Below are 14,818 nucleotides of genomic sequence, written 5' to 3'. Positions count from 1 at the left end.
TGTTTGAGGATTCTTGGTGCATGGGGCGCCTTGGATGCACCGCTGCAGTGCTGTTTCCTTCCGCAGTTGCTTAGTTTTTTGGGTAGAAAGTTATTAAAAATCAGATGATTGATTGATTTTGGCGAAGCTGGCGTCCAACTTGCTATCAAGTCAAATGCAGCACCAGGGCTGGCGCAACGAGGCGGCGGTTTCTGCTGTAAAGAATACGGACAACGGCGTCCGTCTCATTCCGGATGGATATCCGGGGTGCGACGTGGCGCCGTTTTTCATTGCTGGTCGGAGTTCAGTTGCAGGAGGCAAGCATGCCCAAGGTGTCGTTGGTCGGAGCCGGTCCGGGAGCCGTGGACCTGTTGACAGTGCGCGCGGCACGGATTGTCGCCACCGCCGACGTGCTGCTGGCGGATGCGCTGGTGGCGGAGGAGGTGCTGGCGCTGGGGCGGCCGGGCGTGCGCATCCTGCGGGTGGGCAAGCGTGGCGGCATGCGCTCCACGCCGCAGGATTTCATCCACCGCGCGATGGCGCGCTACGCCCGGCTGGGGCTGAAGGTGGTGCGGGTGAAAGGTGGAGATCCCTTCGTCTTCGGCCGCGGCGGCGAGGAGCAGGCTTACCTGGAAGCGCTGGGCATGGAAGTGGAGGTGGTGCCGGGGCTCACCGCCGGGCTCACCGCGGCGGCAGCGGCCGGCATTCCGGTGACCCACCGCGCCTACACCCACGGCGTCACGCTGGTCACCGGTACTGCTGGCGATGGCTGTGGCGAGCCGGACTGGGCGGCGCTGGCCAAGGGTGGCACCACGCTGGTGATCTACATGGGCCTCAACCGGGTGTTGAACATCAGCGCGCGGCTGATAGCCGGCGGCCTGACGCCGGACACGCCGGCCGCCGCCATCGCCTCCGGTACGCTACCCGGCCAACGCCATATCAAGACCACGCTGGCGGAGTTGCCGGCGCGGGTGCAGGCGGGAGGGCTGGCCTCGCCGGCCATCATCGTTGTCGGCGCGGTGGCCGCGCTGGCTTTGCCGGAAACCCAGGCGCTGGCTGAAGCACAGCCCGAGCTGGGTGCCGCGCTGCGCGTGCTGGCGGCCTGAGCGCGACGCGAACGGAAGCAGGGGACGCGCGATGCGCAGGCAGAGACTGGTCATGGTGGGCAACGGTATGGCGGGGGTGAAGACCCTGGAGGAATTGCTCAAGCACGCCCCGGAGCGCTACGACATCACGGTGTTCGGCGCCGAACCCCACGGCAATTACAACCGCATCATGCTGTCGCCGGTGCTGGCCGGAGAGATGAGCCTGCCGGACATCATGCTCAACGACCTGGCCTGGTACGGCCGGCATGGCGTCATGCTGCATGCCGGCTACACGGTGACGGCGATAGATCGTGCGCGCCGTCGGGTGCGGGCGGAGAGCAAGGATGGCGAGGTGGTCGAGGCCGCCTACGACCGCCTGCTGCTGGCCACCGGCTCCACACCTTTCGTGCTGCCGGTGCCGGGCAAGGACCTGCCGGGCGTGATCGCCTACCGCGACATCGGCGACACCGAGGCGATGATTGCCGCCGCCCGCCACCATCGCCATGCGGTGGTCATCGGCGGCGGCCTGCTTGGCCTGGAGGCGGCTAACGGACTGGCGCTGCGCGGCATGGACGTCAGCGTGGTGCACATCGGCGGCTGGATCATGGAGCGCCAGCTCGACCAGCCGGCGGCTGATTTATTGCAGGCCACGCTGGAGGCCAGGGGGCTGAAGTTCCGCCTGGGCGCCCACACCGGCGAACTGCTTGCCGGCGCCGATGGCCGCGTCGCCCGCCTGCGGCTGAAGGATGGCGACGAGCTGCCGGCCGACCTGGTGGTGATGGCCGCCGGCATCCGCCCCAACACTGCACTGGCAGAGGCCGCGCGGCTGCGCTGCGAGCGCGGCATCGTCGTCAGCGACACTCTGCAGACGGTGACCGACCCGCGCATCTATGCGGTGGGCGAATGCGCCAGCCACCGCGGCGTCGCCTACGGTTTGGTGGCGCCGCTGTTCGAGCAGGCCAGGGTCTGCGCCAACCATCTGGCCGGCTTCGGCATCGGCCGCTACCAGGGTTCGGTGACCTCCACCAAGCTCAAGGTGACCGGCGTGGACGTGTTCTCCGCTGGCGATTTCATGGGGGGCGAGGGCTGCGAGGAAGTGGTGCTGCACGACCGCGCCGGCGGCATCTACAAGAAGCTGGTGCTGAAGAACGGCAGGCTGGCCGGCGCGGTGATGGTGGGCGATACCGCCGACGGCGCCTGGTATTTCCAGCTGGTGCGCGAGGGCGGCAGCGTTGCCGCGATGCGCGACCACCTGATGTTCGGCCAGCAGTGCGCCGAATCGCAGCGCGGTCCATCCCCGGCCGATGCCACCACGGCGCTGTGCGCCTGAGCGCCTCCGACATGCAAAGGAAACCCCAGCGATGGACATGAGCGAAGCAGGGCGGGCCGCGCCGGCGGGTGGTGAGGACCGGAAGGGCAGGGACGGGCGCAGCGAGCAGGCCACCGTGTGCTGCTACTGTGGCACCGGTTGCGGCGTGCTGGCGAGCGCCGAGGGCGGGCGCATCACCGCGGTGCGGGGCGATCCGGCGCATCCGGCCAACTTCGGCCGGCTGTGCACCAAGGGCTCGACGCTGCACCTCGCGGCGGCACCCGGCGGCCGGGCGCTGTACCCGGAACTGCGCGGCGCGCGCGCCACCGCGGGTGTTACCGCAGTTACCGCTGCAGTTTCCACCGCAGTTTCCACCGCAGTTACCACCACTCGCCGCCGCGTCGGCTGGGATGTGGCGCTGGACACCGCCGCAGAGCGTTTCGCCGCCATCATCCGCCGCCACGGCCCGGACGCCGTCGCCTTCTACATCTCCGGCCAGCTGCTCACCGAGGACTACTACGTCTTCAACAAGCTCGCCCGCGCCCTGGTCGGCACCAACAACATCGACTCCAACTCGCGGCTGTGCATGTCCAGCGCGGTGTCCGGCTACAAGGCCACGCTGGGGGCGGACAGCGTGCCCACCTGCTACGAGGACATCGCCCTCGCCGACCATCTGCTGATCGCCGGCGCCAATCCCGCCTGGGCACATCCCATCGTGTTCCGCCGCATCGAGGATGCCCGCCGCGCCAACCCGGACTTCAGCCTCACCGTGGTCGACCCGCGGCGCACCGAGACCGCCGAGCTGGCCGACCTGCACCTGCAGATCGCCCCCGGCAGCGACGTGCTGCTCTACAACGCCATGCTGCACGTGCTGCTGGCCGAAGGGCTGGCAGACCAGGATTTCATCCGCGACCACACCAGCGGCTTCGAGGCGCTGCAGGCGCAGCTCGGCAGCTACGCCCCGGGCGAAGTCGCCGCCGCCTGCGGCCTGCCGGCGGCGCAGATCGTGGAAGCCGCCCGCCGCTTCGGCCGCGCCCGCGCCGCGCTGTCCATGTGGTGCCAGGGGCTCAACCAGTCGCACCACGGCACCGCCAACAACGCCGCGCTGATCCACCTGCATCTGGCCAGCGGCCAGATCGCCCGCCCCGGCGCCGGCCCCTTCTCCCTCACCGGCCAGCCCAACGCCATGGGCGGGCGCGAGGTGGGCGCGCTGGCCACCATCCTGCCTGGCCACCGTAACATCGACGATGCCGCCGACCGCGCCGAACTCGCCCGCCTGTGGAACATCCCGGCGCTGCCGGGCGCGTCCGGACTGGCGGCGGTGCAGCTGTTCGAGGCGCTGGCCGCAGGCCGCGTCAAGGCGGTGTGGATCGCCTGCACCAACCCCGCCCAGTCACTGCCCGACCAGGCGCGGGTGCGCGCCGCGCTGGCCAAGGCGGAGTTCGTGGTGCTGCAGGAAGCCTTCGCCGACACCGAGACCGCCGCCTACGCCGACCTGCTGCTGCCGGCGGCGAGCTGGGGCGAGAAATCCGGCACGGTGACCAACTCCGAGCGCCGGGTGAGCCGGGTGCGCGCGCTGGTGCCGCCGCCGGGCGAGGCGCGGACGGACTGGGCCATCGTGGCCGACTTCGCCCGCCGCCTCGCCACCCGCCTGGAGCGGGACGCCGCCGCCTTCGACTGGCGCGATGAAGCGGCGGTGTTCGCCGAGCACGCCAGCCTCAGCGCCGGCCGCGACTGCGACATGAGTGGCCTCTCCCACGCCCTGCTGGAGCGCGACGGCCCGCAGCAGTGGCCTTTCCCCGCCGGCGCGCAGCAGGGAACGGCACGGTTGTTCCAGGACAAGCGCTTCGCCACCGCCGACGGCCGCGCCCGCTTCGCCCCCATCGGCTTCCCGGCGGCGCATGCGCTGCTGCCGGAGCCAGTCGACGCGCGCCACCCCTTCGTGCTCACCACCGGCCGCCTGCGCGACCACTGGCACGGCATGAGCCGCACCGGCAAGGTCGCCGCGCTGTGGGGGCACGCGCCGCGCGCCGAGGTGGCGCTGAACCCGGCGGACATCGCCGGCCGCGGCCTGCGCGCCGGTGAGCTGGTGCGCATCGCCAACCGGCGCGGCGAGCTGGTGCTCCCGCTGGCGGCAGACGCCGGCGTTGTCGCCGGCCAGGCCTGGATTCCGATGCACTGGGGCAGCGCCAGCCTCGCCCAGCCGGGCGCCAACGCGCTGACCTCGGCGGCGGTCGATCCCGCCTCGCGCCAGCCGGCGCTGAAGCAGGCCGCGGTCGCCATCACGCCGGCCCGGCTGCCGTGGCGGGCGGCCTGGGCGAGGCTGGCGGACAGCCCGGCCGCAGCCTGCACGCTGCAGGAAAGCCTGCGGCCGCGGCTTGCCGGCTTCGCCTATGCGGCGCTGTCGCTCACCGGCCGGGAGCGCAACGTGGTGCTGCTGGAGATCGCCGCCGGGGCGGCGGTGGACGCCGAGGTGATCGCCGGACTGGATGCCGCCTTCGACTGCCGCGCCGACGATGCCCAGGTGATGACTTTCGACGACGCCGCCCGCGGCATCGCCAAGCGCGCCCGCGTCGCCGGCGACGCCTTGGTCGCATTGCGGCTGGCGGGCGAAGTGCAGGCCTTCGGCTGGCTGGCCGCCGCCATCGCCCAGGCGGAGTCGCTGGCGCCGCTGCGGCGCTGGCTGTTCGCACCGCTGGCGCAGCCGCCCTTGGGGCTGGCGGCGGCCGAGCGCACGGTGTGCAACTGCTTCGGTGTCGGCGAAGGCCGCATCCGCGCCTGCTTGGCCGATGGCGCCGGCCTTGAAGGGCTGCAGCAGGAATTGAAGTGCGGCACCGCCTGCGGCTCCTGTCTGCCGGAGCTGCGGCGCATGGTGGCCGAGGCGGGGAGCGGGCTTGCGGCTGCGGCGGCCTGAGGCTGGCGGGGGCGGCTTGCCCCCGACCGCGCAGGCTGCGGCAGCCCTCAGCCCTGCCGCGACTTGAGCAGCTGTGCCGTGCCCGCCGGCGGCGCCGTCTCCAGCGAGGCCAGCTCCTGCCGCGCCTGCCGCACCACTACCACCGCGGCGGTGAGCGCCAGCCCGGCCATGATGGCGGCGACCAGCAGGTCCGGCCAGGCCTGGCTGGTGCCGAACACGCCCAGCGCGGCGGCGGCCACCGCCAGGTTGCTGATGGCGTCGTTACGGCTGCACAGCCACACCGAGCGCATGTTGGCGTCGCCCTCGCGCCAGGCGTAGAGCATCACCGCCACCGCCAGGTTCACCGCCAGCGCCAGGATGGCTACCGCGCCCATCGTGTAGGGCTCCGGAACGTCGCCGGCGGCCAGGTTCCAGGCCGTCTTGCCCAGCACCAGCACGCCGTAGGCGCCCATGGTCAGACCCTTCACCAGCGCGGCGCGGGCGCGCCACATCAGCCCCATGCCCAGCACTGCCAGCGAGAGGCCGTAGTTGGCGGCGTCGCCGGCGAAGTCCACCGCGTCCGCCAGCAGCGAGACCGAGCCGGAGCGCATGCCGCCGGCGATTTCGACGAAGAACATCGCCGCGTTCAATATCAGGGCGATCCATAGCACCCGGCGATAGCGCGGGTTGGCGGGCGGAGAGGAGGAAGAAGCGCAGTTGCCGCTGCAGCAGGCCATGGCAGGCTCCGAGAGGAAAGGCGATGGGGCCATTGCAAACCTTGTAGCCACTCCAGGGTCAAGCACCTATAGTCGGAACATCGATCTGTCCGGATTCTGGAGACCGCAATGCGCATCGGCGAACTCTCTCGCGCCACCGGCGTGGAGGTGGAAACCATCCGCTACTACGAGAAGGCCGGCCTGCTGCCGCCGCCCTCGCGTGCCGACAACGGCTACCGCGCCTACGGCTCCGGCCACCTGGAGAGGCTGGCCTTCGTGCGCCACTGCCGGGCGCTGGACATCTCGCTGGCCGACATCGGCCGCCTGCTCGATTTCCTCGACCATCCAGAAGCCGCCTGCGGCGACATCAACCGCCTGGTGGATGCGCAGCTGGACCGGGTGCGTGCCCGCATCATCAGCCTGCAGGCGCTGGAGCGGCAGCTGAGCGCGCTGCGCCGGCATTGCGACGAGGATCTGCAGGTGCGCGATTGCGGCATCCTGCAGGAGCTGGTCGGCGCCGCCCGCGGCGAGGCCTGCACCTGCCATGAACGCGGAGCGCCGGCATGAAGACGGCCTACGCCGGCTGCCCGCCCTACATCACCAAGGACGGCTCGGAGATCCGCGAGCTGATGCACCCCGCCCGCCACGGCAACCGGGCGCAGAGCCTGGCCGAGGCGCGGGTGCCGCCGGGCGGCCGCACGCTGCTGCACCGCCACTCGCGTACCGAGGAGCTGTACCACGTCACCGCCGGCGCCGGCCTGATGACGCTGGGCGAGGCGGTTTTCCCCATCGCCGTCGGCGACACCGTGCTGATTCCGCCGGGCACGCCGCACCGGGTGGAGGCCGGGCCGGACGCGGTGCTGAGCATCCTGTGCTGTTGCAGCCCGGCCTATGCGCATGAGGACACGGAGCTGCTGGAGCGCGCGGAGGCATGAGCCGGGGGCGCGATCATCCCGCCGCCCGGCGTCGCCTCACCGCGGATGCCTGGCCGGGCTGAACCATTCCCGCCCTGCGGGAACAGGAGTTTTCGCCATGACACAGAAACCGCAGCGCACGGCTTTCGGCCGCCTTCCCATGCTGGCGCTCCTTGCCGCCTGCACCCTGCTCGGCGCCTGCGCCGGCATGGGCGAGGACATTGCACCGGAGCCGCTGGACAAGCGCCTGCTCAAGCTCGGCTATCGCCAGGGCGAGGCGGTGAACACCGTGCCGGGCTTCGGTCTGTCCGGCTGGAACTACGTCGACGAGTACCACATCCAGGTGGAAGACGGCCCCGGCCGGGAATACCTGCTGGGCTTCGCCATCTCCTGCCGCGAGCTGGCCTATGTGGAGCGCATCGGCTACACCACCACCGCTGGCATCTTCGGCCGCATGGAGCGCATCCGCGCCCATTCGACCGGGATGCCGGTGGATTGCCCGGTGAGCCAGATCCACAAGCTGGAGCGGGTGGCGCGCAGCAGCAGGTAGAAGCGCTGCGGTGGGCGCCGCCAGTGCGGAGAAGAGCGGGGCAGCACCGGCTGCGCTGTTTTTTCGTGACGGCGGAAGCGGAGCCCCCCGTGTGGCTTACTCGCTGTCGAAGCCCAGCAGCCGGCGTTCGCGGATCAGGCGGGCGACTTCCTCCGGCACTTCCTGCTCCCATTCGCCCAGGCCGTGGCGCAGGGCGGCGAGCACTTCGCCGGCGTCGATCTCCAGATGGGCGAGGTCCAGCGGCTGGATCTCGATCAGCTTGCCGTTCTCGATCAGGTGGGCGAGCAGGTGTCGCAGGTGCGGCGGCACCGGTACGTTGGAGAGCGTCTTCAGTTCGCTCTCGCCGCGCCGGCGCGAGGGATAGACGTAGACGTGGGTGTTGTCCGGGAACAGCTTGCCGAAGGCTTCGAGGATGCCGCCTTCCAGGCCGTCGTAATACTTCTCGTCGAACAGGGCGAGCAGGTCGCGCACGCTGAGCACGATGCCGATGGGCTTCTGCGAGTAGCGCCGCAGGTAGGCGCGCAGGCGGAAGAAGCGGACGTAATCCGAGATCATCACCGTGTAGCCCTGGGAGGCGAGCAGGTCCATGCGGGCGAGGAAGTCGGCGCCGTCCAGGGTGTCGCCATTCACCAGCGTGTTCATGGTGATCTCGGCCAGGGACACGATCTCCTGCTCGTCCACCGCGGCGATCTGGCTGAACTGGCGGCGGCCGGCCAGCATCATGTCCATGTTCACCCGGGTGACCGGCTTGAAGGTGCCGCGGATGACCATGACCGGCTTGCGGTAGAACAGCTCGCCCGGCACCACCACCTCGCCGGCGGGGTTGAAGATCACCGCCCGCGTCAGCCAGCTGCGGATCAGGTGCAGGTTCATCAGCCGGTTCTCCACTTCCTCGAAGTAGGGGCCGGAGAAGTGGATGAGGTCGACCTCGATGCGGTCGGAGCCGAGGTTGTCGCCCAGGCCCTCGACGATCCATTCCGGATAGTCGTGGTTGAAGAAGGCGCCGTAGATGAGGTTCACGCCGAGGATGCCGAGCGCTTCCGACTGCAGGGCGTTGTCGTCGTCCTGCATGCGCACGTGCATCACGATGTCGCTGGGCGCCGCGCCCGGATGCAATTGCAGGCGGATGCCGACCCAGCCGTGGCATTCGTTCTTCTGCTTGAAGCTGCGCGCGGTGACGGTGGCGGCGTAGGCGAAGAAGGTGGTGTTGCGCGGGCGGATGGCGCTCAGGCGATCCACCACCTGGGTGAACTCCTTGTCCAGCATCTGCATCAGCCGGGCGCGGCTGACGTAGCGGTCCACATGGCCGTAGATATCGTCGCTGACCGCCATGTCGTAGGCGGACATGGTCTTGGCGATGGTGCCGGCGGCGGCGCCGACCTGGAAAAAACGGCGGGCGACCTCCTGGCCGGCGCCGATCTCTACGATGGAGCCGTACTTGAACTTGTCGAGATTGACGGCGAGGGCTTTCTGATCGGTGGTCAGCGTGTTGTCGCGTTTGCGCATGGCGGTGTCGGGCCGGCTGTCGGAAGTGGGAGGGATGCAGGGGCGCCGGGCGGTGCCCGCGGCGGCTCAGTTCACACGGCTCATTTCAGCGGGAAGCCGCGATTGTGCAGGGCTTCGACCAGGCGGTCGCGGCCGGAAAGGCTCTCCGGGCCGGCCACGCGTTTGGCCGAGTGCACCGCCCAGGTGCCGCGCACATCCATCTGCTGCTGGGTGTAGAAAGCGGCCATGGCTTCGTTGTAGGCGGCGATGCCGGCATCCTGCTCGGCCAGCGGCGTGTAGCTTTCCTGGTGGAGCACCACCGATTGCGGCGGGCGCGGCTTGATTTCTGCCGGCTTGGCTGGATCGGGCGTGCCCACGCACATGCCGAACACGGCAATGACCTTGGGCGGCAGCTTGAGCAACTCGGCGACCTTCTCCGGCTGGTTGCGCATGCCGCCGATATAGACGGTGGCTAGCCCCAGCGATTCGGCGGCGGCTGCGGCGTTCTGTGCTGCCAGTGCGGCGTCGATGACGCCTACCAGCAGCATCTCCAGGTAGTCCAGGCCGGCCGCCGGCCGCTGGTTGGACTGGGCGAGGTGGTCCAGCCGGGCAAGGTCGGCCAGCCAGACCAGCTGCAGCGGCGCATCCTTGACGTGGGTCTGGCCGCCGGCGCACTCGGCGAGTGCCGCGCGGGTGGCCGGATTACGCACCGCGACCACGCTCCAGGCCTGGAGGTTGGAGGAGCTGGCGGCGGACTGGGCGGCGGCGATGATGGCGCTGAGCTGGTCGTCGCTCACCGCGTCGGGCAGATAGCTGCGCACCGAGCGGTGGCCGAGGAGGTGTTCGATGATGGGGGACCATGCCTGCGGCGCGGCGTAGGCCGGGTCGCCGTAGCGGGCCTGGTAGAGGTCTTGGGCGTTCATGGAGGCTCCGTCTGGATGCGGCCCAGGGCAAGGGCGCGGTAGCCCGCAAGTATACGCCCGGCCGTTTTGCCGGACCGCAGGCGGGGCTGCGGAAATGAAAACGGGAGCCGGCCGGTTTCCCGGCGCGGCTCCCGCTTGTGGTGGCGGTTGGCCGTCAGGCGTGCTCAGGCCTCTTCCGCTTCCGGCAGCACCGCTTGCAAGCTGGCGACCCAGCGCTCCAGCCGCTCGGCGGTCTTGTCGGCTTCGTTCACATCGTCGAAGGGCAGGCCCACGAACTGGCCGTCGCGCTCGGCAAAAGAATATTTGTAGGTGTAGCCCTCGGTGGGGAAGGTGCCGACCAGGGTGGCGCCGCGGGCCTTGAACTTGTCGTGCAGGATGCCCAGCGCGCTGACGAATTGCTCGCCGTGGGAGACGTAGTCGCCGGCGCCGAATACCGCGATGGTCTTGCCGGAGAAGTCGGGCTTGTCGTTGTCCAGGTCCAGCAGCGGATCGCGCCAGTCGTTCTGGACTTCGCCGGAGCCCCAGGTGGAGCAGCCGAACAACAGGAAGTCGTAGTCGAGCATTTCGTCGAAATCGACGAAGTCTTCTTCCATGCTGTAGAGGTCGCAGCGATCTTCGCCCAGAAGTTCCGCCAGTTTTTCCGCCGCCGACTTGGTGACGCCGGAACTGCTGCCGTAGAAGATGCCGATTCGGGACATGATGTTTCCTTTCGAGGTGGATGACGACAAATCCGCGTCGGAAGACAGGGGCGACGCGTTCTTGTGGCCCTCGAAGCAAGCCCCTTGCCATTGCGGAGGGGGGCGCAAACGGCGCCAGAGCGTGGCCCTGGCGGGCACGATGTGTTCCGCCTGTCATCTTTGCGACAGCATTGGAGGAAACCGGACGAGGCGATAGCGCGGGCATGCGATGCCTGCGGCGGGCGATAGCTGCTACAATCCGCCGCGTGGCGGGTCTCCCCGCATTGCAGCGCGGTGAACCTGGTCAGGGCCGGAAGGCAGCAGCCACAGCCGTTCCCTGCAAGTGCCGGGGGTTGGGCTCGCCACCCCGAACATGAAAAACGGGCGTCCTTGTCGAAGGACGCCCGTTTTGCTTTTGTGGCCCCTGGCGCAGCGGCGACGCTAGCCGGGTGTTCAGCCGAGCAGCGTGTCCATCATCAACATGGCGGCGAAGCCGGCAATGAGTCCGCTGGTGGCCAGCGTTTCGTGGCCGCGGCGGTGGGACTCGGGGATGATCTCGTGGCTGACCACGAAGAGCATTGCACCGGCCGCGCCTGCCAATCCCCAGGGCAGCAGGGCGGAGGACAGCGACACCATGGTCGAACCAGCGACGGCGGCAACAGGCTCTATCAGCCCGGACAGCGCGGCGATGGCGAAGGCGAACAGCCGCTTGTAGCCGGCGCTGGCCAGGGCGATGGCGACGATCAGCCCTTCCGGCACGTTCTGCAGCGAGATGCCGGTAGCCACCGCGTTGCCGCTGCCGGCGGTACCCGCTGCCACCCCGATGGCCAGGCCTTCGGGGATGTTGTGGACCGCGATGGCGAACACGAACAGCCACACCGCGGTGGCGGAGCGCCCGGCGTCTGGCGCATGGGTATGCGGCAGGGCGCGGTCCATGGCCAGCAGCAGGGCGGCGCCGATCATCATCGCGAGGGCCACCAGCATGGTTGCGCCGGTGTCGCTGTAGCCTTGCGCCAGCGCGGTCTGGTGGCCCGGCAGCAGCAGGGAGAACACGCTGGCGGCGAGCATGATGCCGGCGCTGAAGCCGAGCAGGCCGCTCTCCACGCCGTCGCCTATGCGGCGCATCACCAGCAGCGGCGTGGCACCCAGGGCGGTTGCGCCTGCCGCCATGGCGCCACCGAGCAGGGCGTCATGCAGCGGAGAGCCGGCGTCGCCTAGCCGGCCAAGCACGGCATCGAACAACAGGGCGCTGCCGGCGAGGGCGATGGCCCAACCACCGAGCACTCGCAGCATGCCGCCAAGATTGGCGGGAACCCGATGCAGCTTCGCAACTTGAGCAACCATGCTCCGACTCCTTTCAAATGCCCCGGGTGTTGGGGGCGGTCCATGAAGCCCAGTATGGGATCCGGGCTTTCATAGTTCAAATTGAAAGAAAGAAAGAACGTGATTTGCTGGATTAATGATGAGGCACTCAGCCCGGGCGCCGATAGCCCCCAGGAATGCCTAGCGGCGAGAGCATGACCTGCCACAGTTGCGTGGTACGTGCGCGGAACGTGCCGGCGCAGGCCTGCAGGTAGTAGGACCACATGCGGCGGAAGCGCTCGCCGTACTGGCTGGCGAAGCGAGGCCAGGCAGCTTCGAAGTTGCCGTGCCATGCCATCAGTGTGCGGTCGTAGTCGGCGCCAAAGTTGTGCACATCCTCGACGATGAAGATGTCTTCCGCTGCGTCGGTGATCTGGCCCAGGGCGGGCAAGTCGCCGTTGGGAAAGATGTAGCGGTCTATCCAGGGATCGGTGTGGGTGCGGCGGAGGTTCTTGCCTATGGTGTGGAGCAGGAACAGGCCGTCGTCCGGCAGGCAGCGGCGGGCAACCTCGAAGTAGGTGCGGTGGTTCTTGCGGCCCACATGTTCGAACATGCCCACCGAGGCGACGCGGTCGAAGCGGTCGTTCTTGTCCTTGCCCAGGTCGCGGTAGTCCATCAGCCGGAACTCCACCGGCAGGCCTTCGCAGCGGGCGCGGCCGCGTTCGGCTTGTTCGCGCGAGATGGTGACACCGACGCAGGAGACGCCGTAGCGCTCGGCGGCGTATTTCATCAGGCTGCCCCAGCCGCAGCCGATGTCCAGCAGGCGCATGCCGGGCTCCAGGCCGAGCTTGCGGCAGATGAGATCCAGCTTGGCGGTCTGGGCTTCCTCCAGGTTTCTTGCCTGCGCCCAGTAGCCGCAGGTATAGGCCATGTGGCTGCCCAGCATGGCCTCGAAGAAATCGTTGCCGGTGTCGTAGTGCACCTGGCCGACCTGCCAGGCGCGGCGGAGGCTCTGCAGGTTGAGCAGGCGGGCGCGCAGGCTCTGCAGCGCCATGCCGGCGGTGACCTTTTCATCCAGCCGGGCGTAGAGGATGCGGCTGAAGAATTCGTCCAGGCGCGGGCTGTCCCACCAGCCGTCCATATAGCTTTCGCCGAGGCCGATGCTGCCTTGGGCGAGGATGCGATCCGCCGTGCGCGGGTCGTGGATGACCATGTCCCAGGGTCTGCCTCCGCCTATCCTCACATCCGCTTCTGCCAGCAACTTGGCGATCGCGCGCTGGGCGCCGCTGCTGTCGCGCCGGGGGCTGGCGCTGTTCTCTGTGGTGCTGTCGGAGTGGGGGAAATCCGTGTGAGCCTGGTTCATCGTGTCCTCATGCCTTGTGATCGGTTGAGGCCGCTAGTCGGGCGGCCGACAGGCGGGCGGCGGCGAAGCCGCCCGCCTACTGTCAGCGGGTAGGTGGTCCTACCACTATAGTTTTACGCTCCCGTTTTCCAGTCTAGCGCTTTAGTGCATTGCGAACTCCGGCGCCGTATCCGGAATGGACTTTGTCGAAGTGCGCAAGTTGCCGCTCGACGATGAAATCCGGTACGCCCTGCATGGCGGCAGCGATGTTGGCATGCAGGCGGCCGCGTTCCTCCTCGGTGAAGAGACTCCACAGCGCCCGGGGCTGGCCGTAGTCATCGTTGCCCTCGCGGTGGTCGTAGCGATCGGCGTCGCCGGAAATGCGCAGCGGCGGCTCCTTGACTTCCGGATTGGCCACCGGGCCGCCGAAGGAGTTCGGCTCGTAGTAAGCGTCCGGATTCGGGTTGTTGGCGAAGAAACGCATCGCGCCGTCCTTGTGGTAGTGATGCACCGGGCACTTGGGTGCGTTCACCGGCAAGGCTTCGTAGTGGGTGCCGAGGCGGTAGCGGTGGGCGTCCGCGTAGCTGAAGATGCGCGCCTGCAGCATCTTGTCCGGCGAGAAGCCGATGCCGGGGACGATGTTGGAGGGCGACATCGCCACCTGTTCGATCTCGGCGAAGTAGTTTTCCGGGTTGCGGTTGAGCTCGAGTACGCCCACTTCGATCAACGGATAGTCCTTGTGCGGCCACACTTTGGTGAGGTCGAACGGGTTGTAGGGCGTTTTCTCCGCATCCAACTCCGGCATTACCTGCACGAACAGTGTCCAGCGCGGGTAGTCGCCGCTCTCGATGGCGCCGTAGAGGTCTTCCTGGGTGGATTCGCGGGTTGCGCCGACCACCTGTGCTGCCTCGGCATTGGTCCAGTGGCGGTGGCCCTGCTGGGTCTTGAAGTGGAACTTGACCCAGAAGCGTTCGCCGCTCGCATTCCAGAAGGAGTAGGTGTGGGAGCCGTAGCCGTTGATGTGGCGCACATCGGTGGGCAGGCCGCGGTCGGAGAACAGGATGGTGACCTGGTGCAGCGATTCCGGCGACTGCGACCAGAAGTCCCACATCGCCGTCGGCGAGCGCAGGTTGGTGCGCGGATGGCGCTTCTGGGTGTGGATGAAGTCGGGGAACTTGAGCGGGTCGCGAACGAAGAACACCGGCGTGTTGTTGCCGACAACGTCCCAGTTGCCTTCCTCGGTGTAGAACTTGAGGGCGAAGCCGCGCACGTCGCGCTCGGCATCGGCCGCGCCGAGCTCCCCCGCGACGGTGGAGAAGCGGGCGATGAGTTCGGTGGTCTTGCCTACCTGCTCGAAGATGCGGGCACGGGTAAAGCGGGTGATGTCATGAGTGACGGTGAAGGTGCCATGGGCGCCCCAGCCTTTTGCATGGACGACCCGTTCGGGGATGCGCTCGCGGTTCTGGTGGGCGAGCTTCTCGATGAGCTGCCAGTCCTGCATCAGCACCGGGCCGCGCGGGCCGGCGGTGAGACTGTTCTGGTTGTCGGCGATGGGCGCGCCGGCGGTGGTGGTGTGGTACGGGCAGTTGCTCATGGCGGTCTCCGTGGTTTTGGCGCAAGAGGGGTGAGGGGCGGGGTCAGTG

At 68.6% G+C, this 14,818-nt stretch carries 12 protein-coding genes, 1 other RNA gene and 1 pseudogene; 7 read left to right on the top strand and 7 right to left on the bottom strand.

Annotation, left to right across the window (positions count from 1 at the left end):
- The first annotated feature begins 302 nt into the window (after positions 1–302).
- The 3 genes and pseudogenes from cobA to GRF61_RS24540 all read left to right on the top strand — a co-directional run bounded on the left by cobA (position 303) and on the right by GRF61_RS24540 (position 5,287).
- Positions 303–1,085 (top strand): uroporphyrinogen-III C-methyltransferase, encoded by a 783-nt coding sequence (cobA, locus tag GRF61_RS02705; RefSeq protein WP_169149193.1) that lies wholly within the window; start codon positions 303–305, stop codon positions 1,083–1,085.
- Between the two features lie 31 nt (positions 1,086–1,116).
- Positions 1,117–2,331 (top strand): annotated as a pseudogene (locus GRF61_RS02700) (FAD-dependent oxidoreductase); the annotation flags it as partial.
- Positions 2,332–2,425: 94 nt separating this feature from the next.
- Positions 2,426–5,287, top strand: coding sequence for a nitrate reductase (locus tag GRF61_RS24540; protein ID WP_248281077.1), 2,862 nt, complete (start codon positions 2,426–2,428; stop codon positions 5,285–5,287).
- Between the two features lie 47 nt (positions 5,288–5,334).
- On the opposite strand, the gene GRF61_RS02685 is transcribed toward GRF61_RS24540, so the two are convergent.
- A complete protein-coding gene (locus tag GRF61_RS02685) occupies positions 5,335–6,003 on the bottom strand; it encodes a cation transporter (RefSeq protein WP_169149190.1) in 669 nt (222 codons plus the stop codon).
- Between the two features lie 108 nt (positions 6,004–6,111).
- Between GRF61_RS02685 and cadR the strand changes: the two genes are divergently transcribed.
- From cadR to GRF61_RS02670, 3 genes are all read left to right on the top strand, one after another.
- On the top strand, positions 6,112–6,549 hold the full coding sequence (gene cadR / locus GRF61_RS02680) for a Cd(II)/Pb(II)-responsive transcriptional regulator (RefSeq protein WP_169149189.1): 438 nt from the start codon (positions 6,112–6,114) through the stop codon (positions 6,547–6,549).
- The gene (locus tag GRF61_RS02675) at positions 6,546–6,917 is read left to right on the top strand and encodes a cupin domain-containing protein (protein ID WP_169149188.1); all 372 of its coding nucleotides are present in this window, start codon (positions 6,546–6,548) and stop codon (positions 6,915–6,917) included. The genes cadR and GRF61_RS02675 overlap by 4 nt, the downstream gene beginning before the upstream one ends.
- A gap of 97 nt (positions 6,918–7,014) precedes the next feature.
- Positions 7,015–7,446 (top strand): DUF6491 family protein, encoded by a 432-nt coding sequence (locus tag GRF61_RS02670; RefSeq protein ID WP_169149187.1) that lies wholly within the window; start codon positions 7,015–7,017, stop codon positions 7,444–7,446.
- Positions 7,447–7,542: 96 nt separating this feature from the next.
- On the opposite strand, the gene GRF61_RS02665 is transcribed toward GRF61_RS02670, so the two are convergent.
- From GRF61_RS02665 to GRF61_RS02655, 3 genes are all read right to left on the bottom strand, one after another.
- Complete coding sequence (locus GRF61_RS02665) at positions 7,543–8,952, bottom strand: TonB-dependent receptor (protein ID WP_169149186.1); 1,410 nt, start codon at positions 8,950–8,952, stop codon at positions 7,543–7,545.
- A gap of 80 nt (positions 8,953–9,032) precedes the next feature.
- Positions 9,033–9,854: a nitroreductase family protein gene (locus GRF61_RS02660; RefSeq protein WP_169149185.1), complete on the bottom strand. Its 822-nt coding sequence runs from the start codon at positions 9,852–9,854 to the stop codon at positions 9,033–9,035.
- Between the two features lie 164 nt (positions 9,855–10,018).
- On the bottom strand, positions 10,019–10,552 hold the full coding sequence (locus GRF61_RS02655; RefSeq protein ID WP_169149184.1) for a flavodoxin: 534 nt from the start codon (positions 10,550–10,552) through the stop codon (positions 10,019–10,021).
- Positions 10,553–10,799: 247 nt separating this feature from the next.
- Here GRF61_RS02655 and ffs point away from each other — a divergent pair.
- Positions 10,800–10,898, top strand: an RNA gene (gene ffs, locus GRF61_RS02650) — signal recognition particle sRNA small type.
- Between the two features lie 86 nt (positions 10,899–10,984).
- On the opposite strand, the gene GRF61_RS02645 is transcribed toward ffs, so the two are convergent.
- The 3 genes from GRF61_RS02645 to GRF61_RS02635 all read right to left on the bottom strand — a co-directional run bounded on the left by GRF61_RS02645 (position 10,985) and on the right by GRF61_RS02635 (position 14,769).
- Positions 10,985–11,875 carry a ZIP family metal transporter gene (locus GRF61_RS02645; protein WP_169149183.1) on the bottom strand — a complete coding sequence of 297 codons (891 nt, stop codon included), beginning with the start codon at positions 11,873–11,875 and terminating at the stop codon, positions 10,985–10,987.
- Between the two features lie 127 nt (positions 11,876–12,002).
- Positions 12,003–13,196, bottom strand: a complete 1,194-nt coding sequence (cfa, locus tag GRF61_RS02640; RefSeq protein ID WP_169149182.1) for a cyclopropane fatty acyl phospholipid synthase — start codon at positions 13,194–13,196, stop codon at positions 12,003–12,005.
- Positions 13,197–13,329: 133 nt separating this feature from the next.
- Positions 13,330–14,769 (bottom strand): catalase, encoded by a 1,440-nt coding sequence (locus GRF61_RS02635; protein ID WP_169149181.1) that lies wholly within the window; start codon positions 14,767–14,769, stop codon positions 13,330–13,332.
- Positions 14,770–14,818: the final 49 nt, after the last annotated feature.

It is taken from the genome of Azoarcus sp. TTM-91 (assembly GCF_012911025.1).
GTDB lineage: Bacteria > Pseudomonadota > Gammaproteobacteria > Burkholderiales > Rhodocyclaceae > Azoarcus.
Note: the sequence above shows the minus strand (reverse complement) of the source record. Positions and strands in the feature narration are given on the sequence as shown.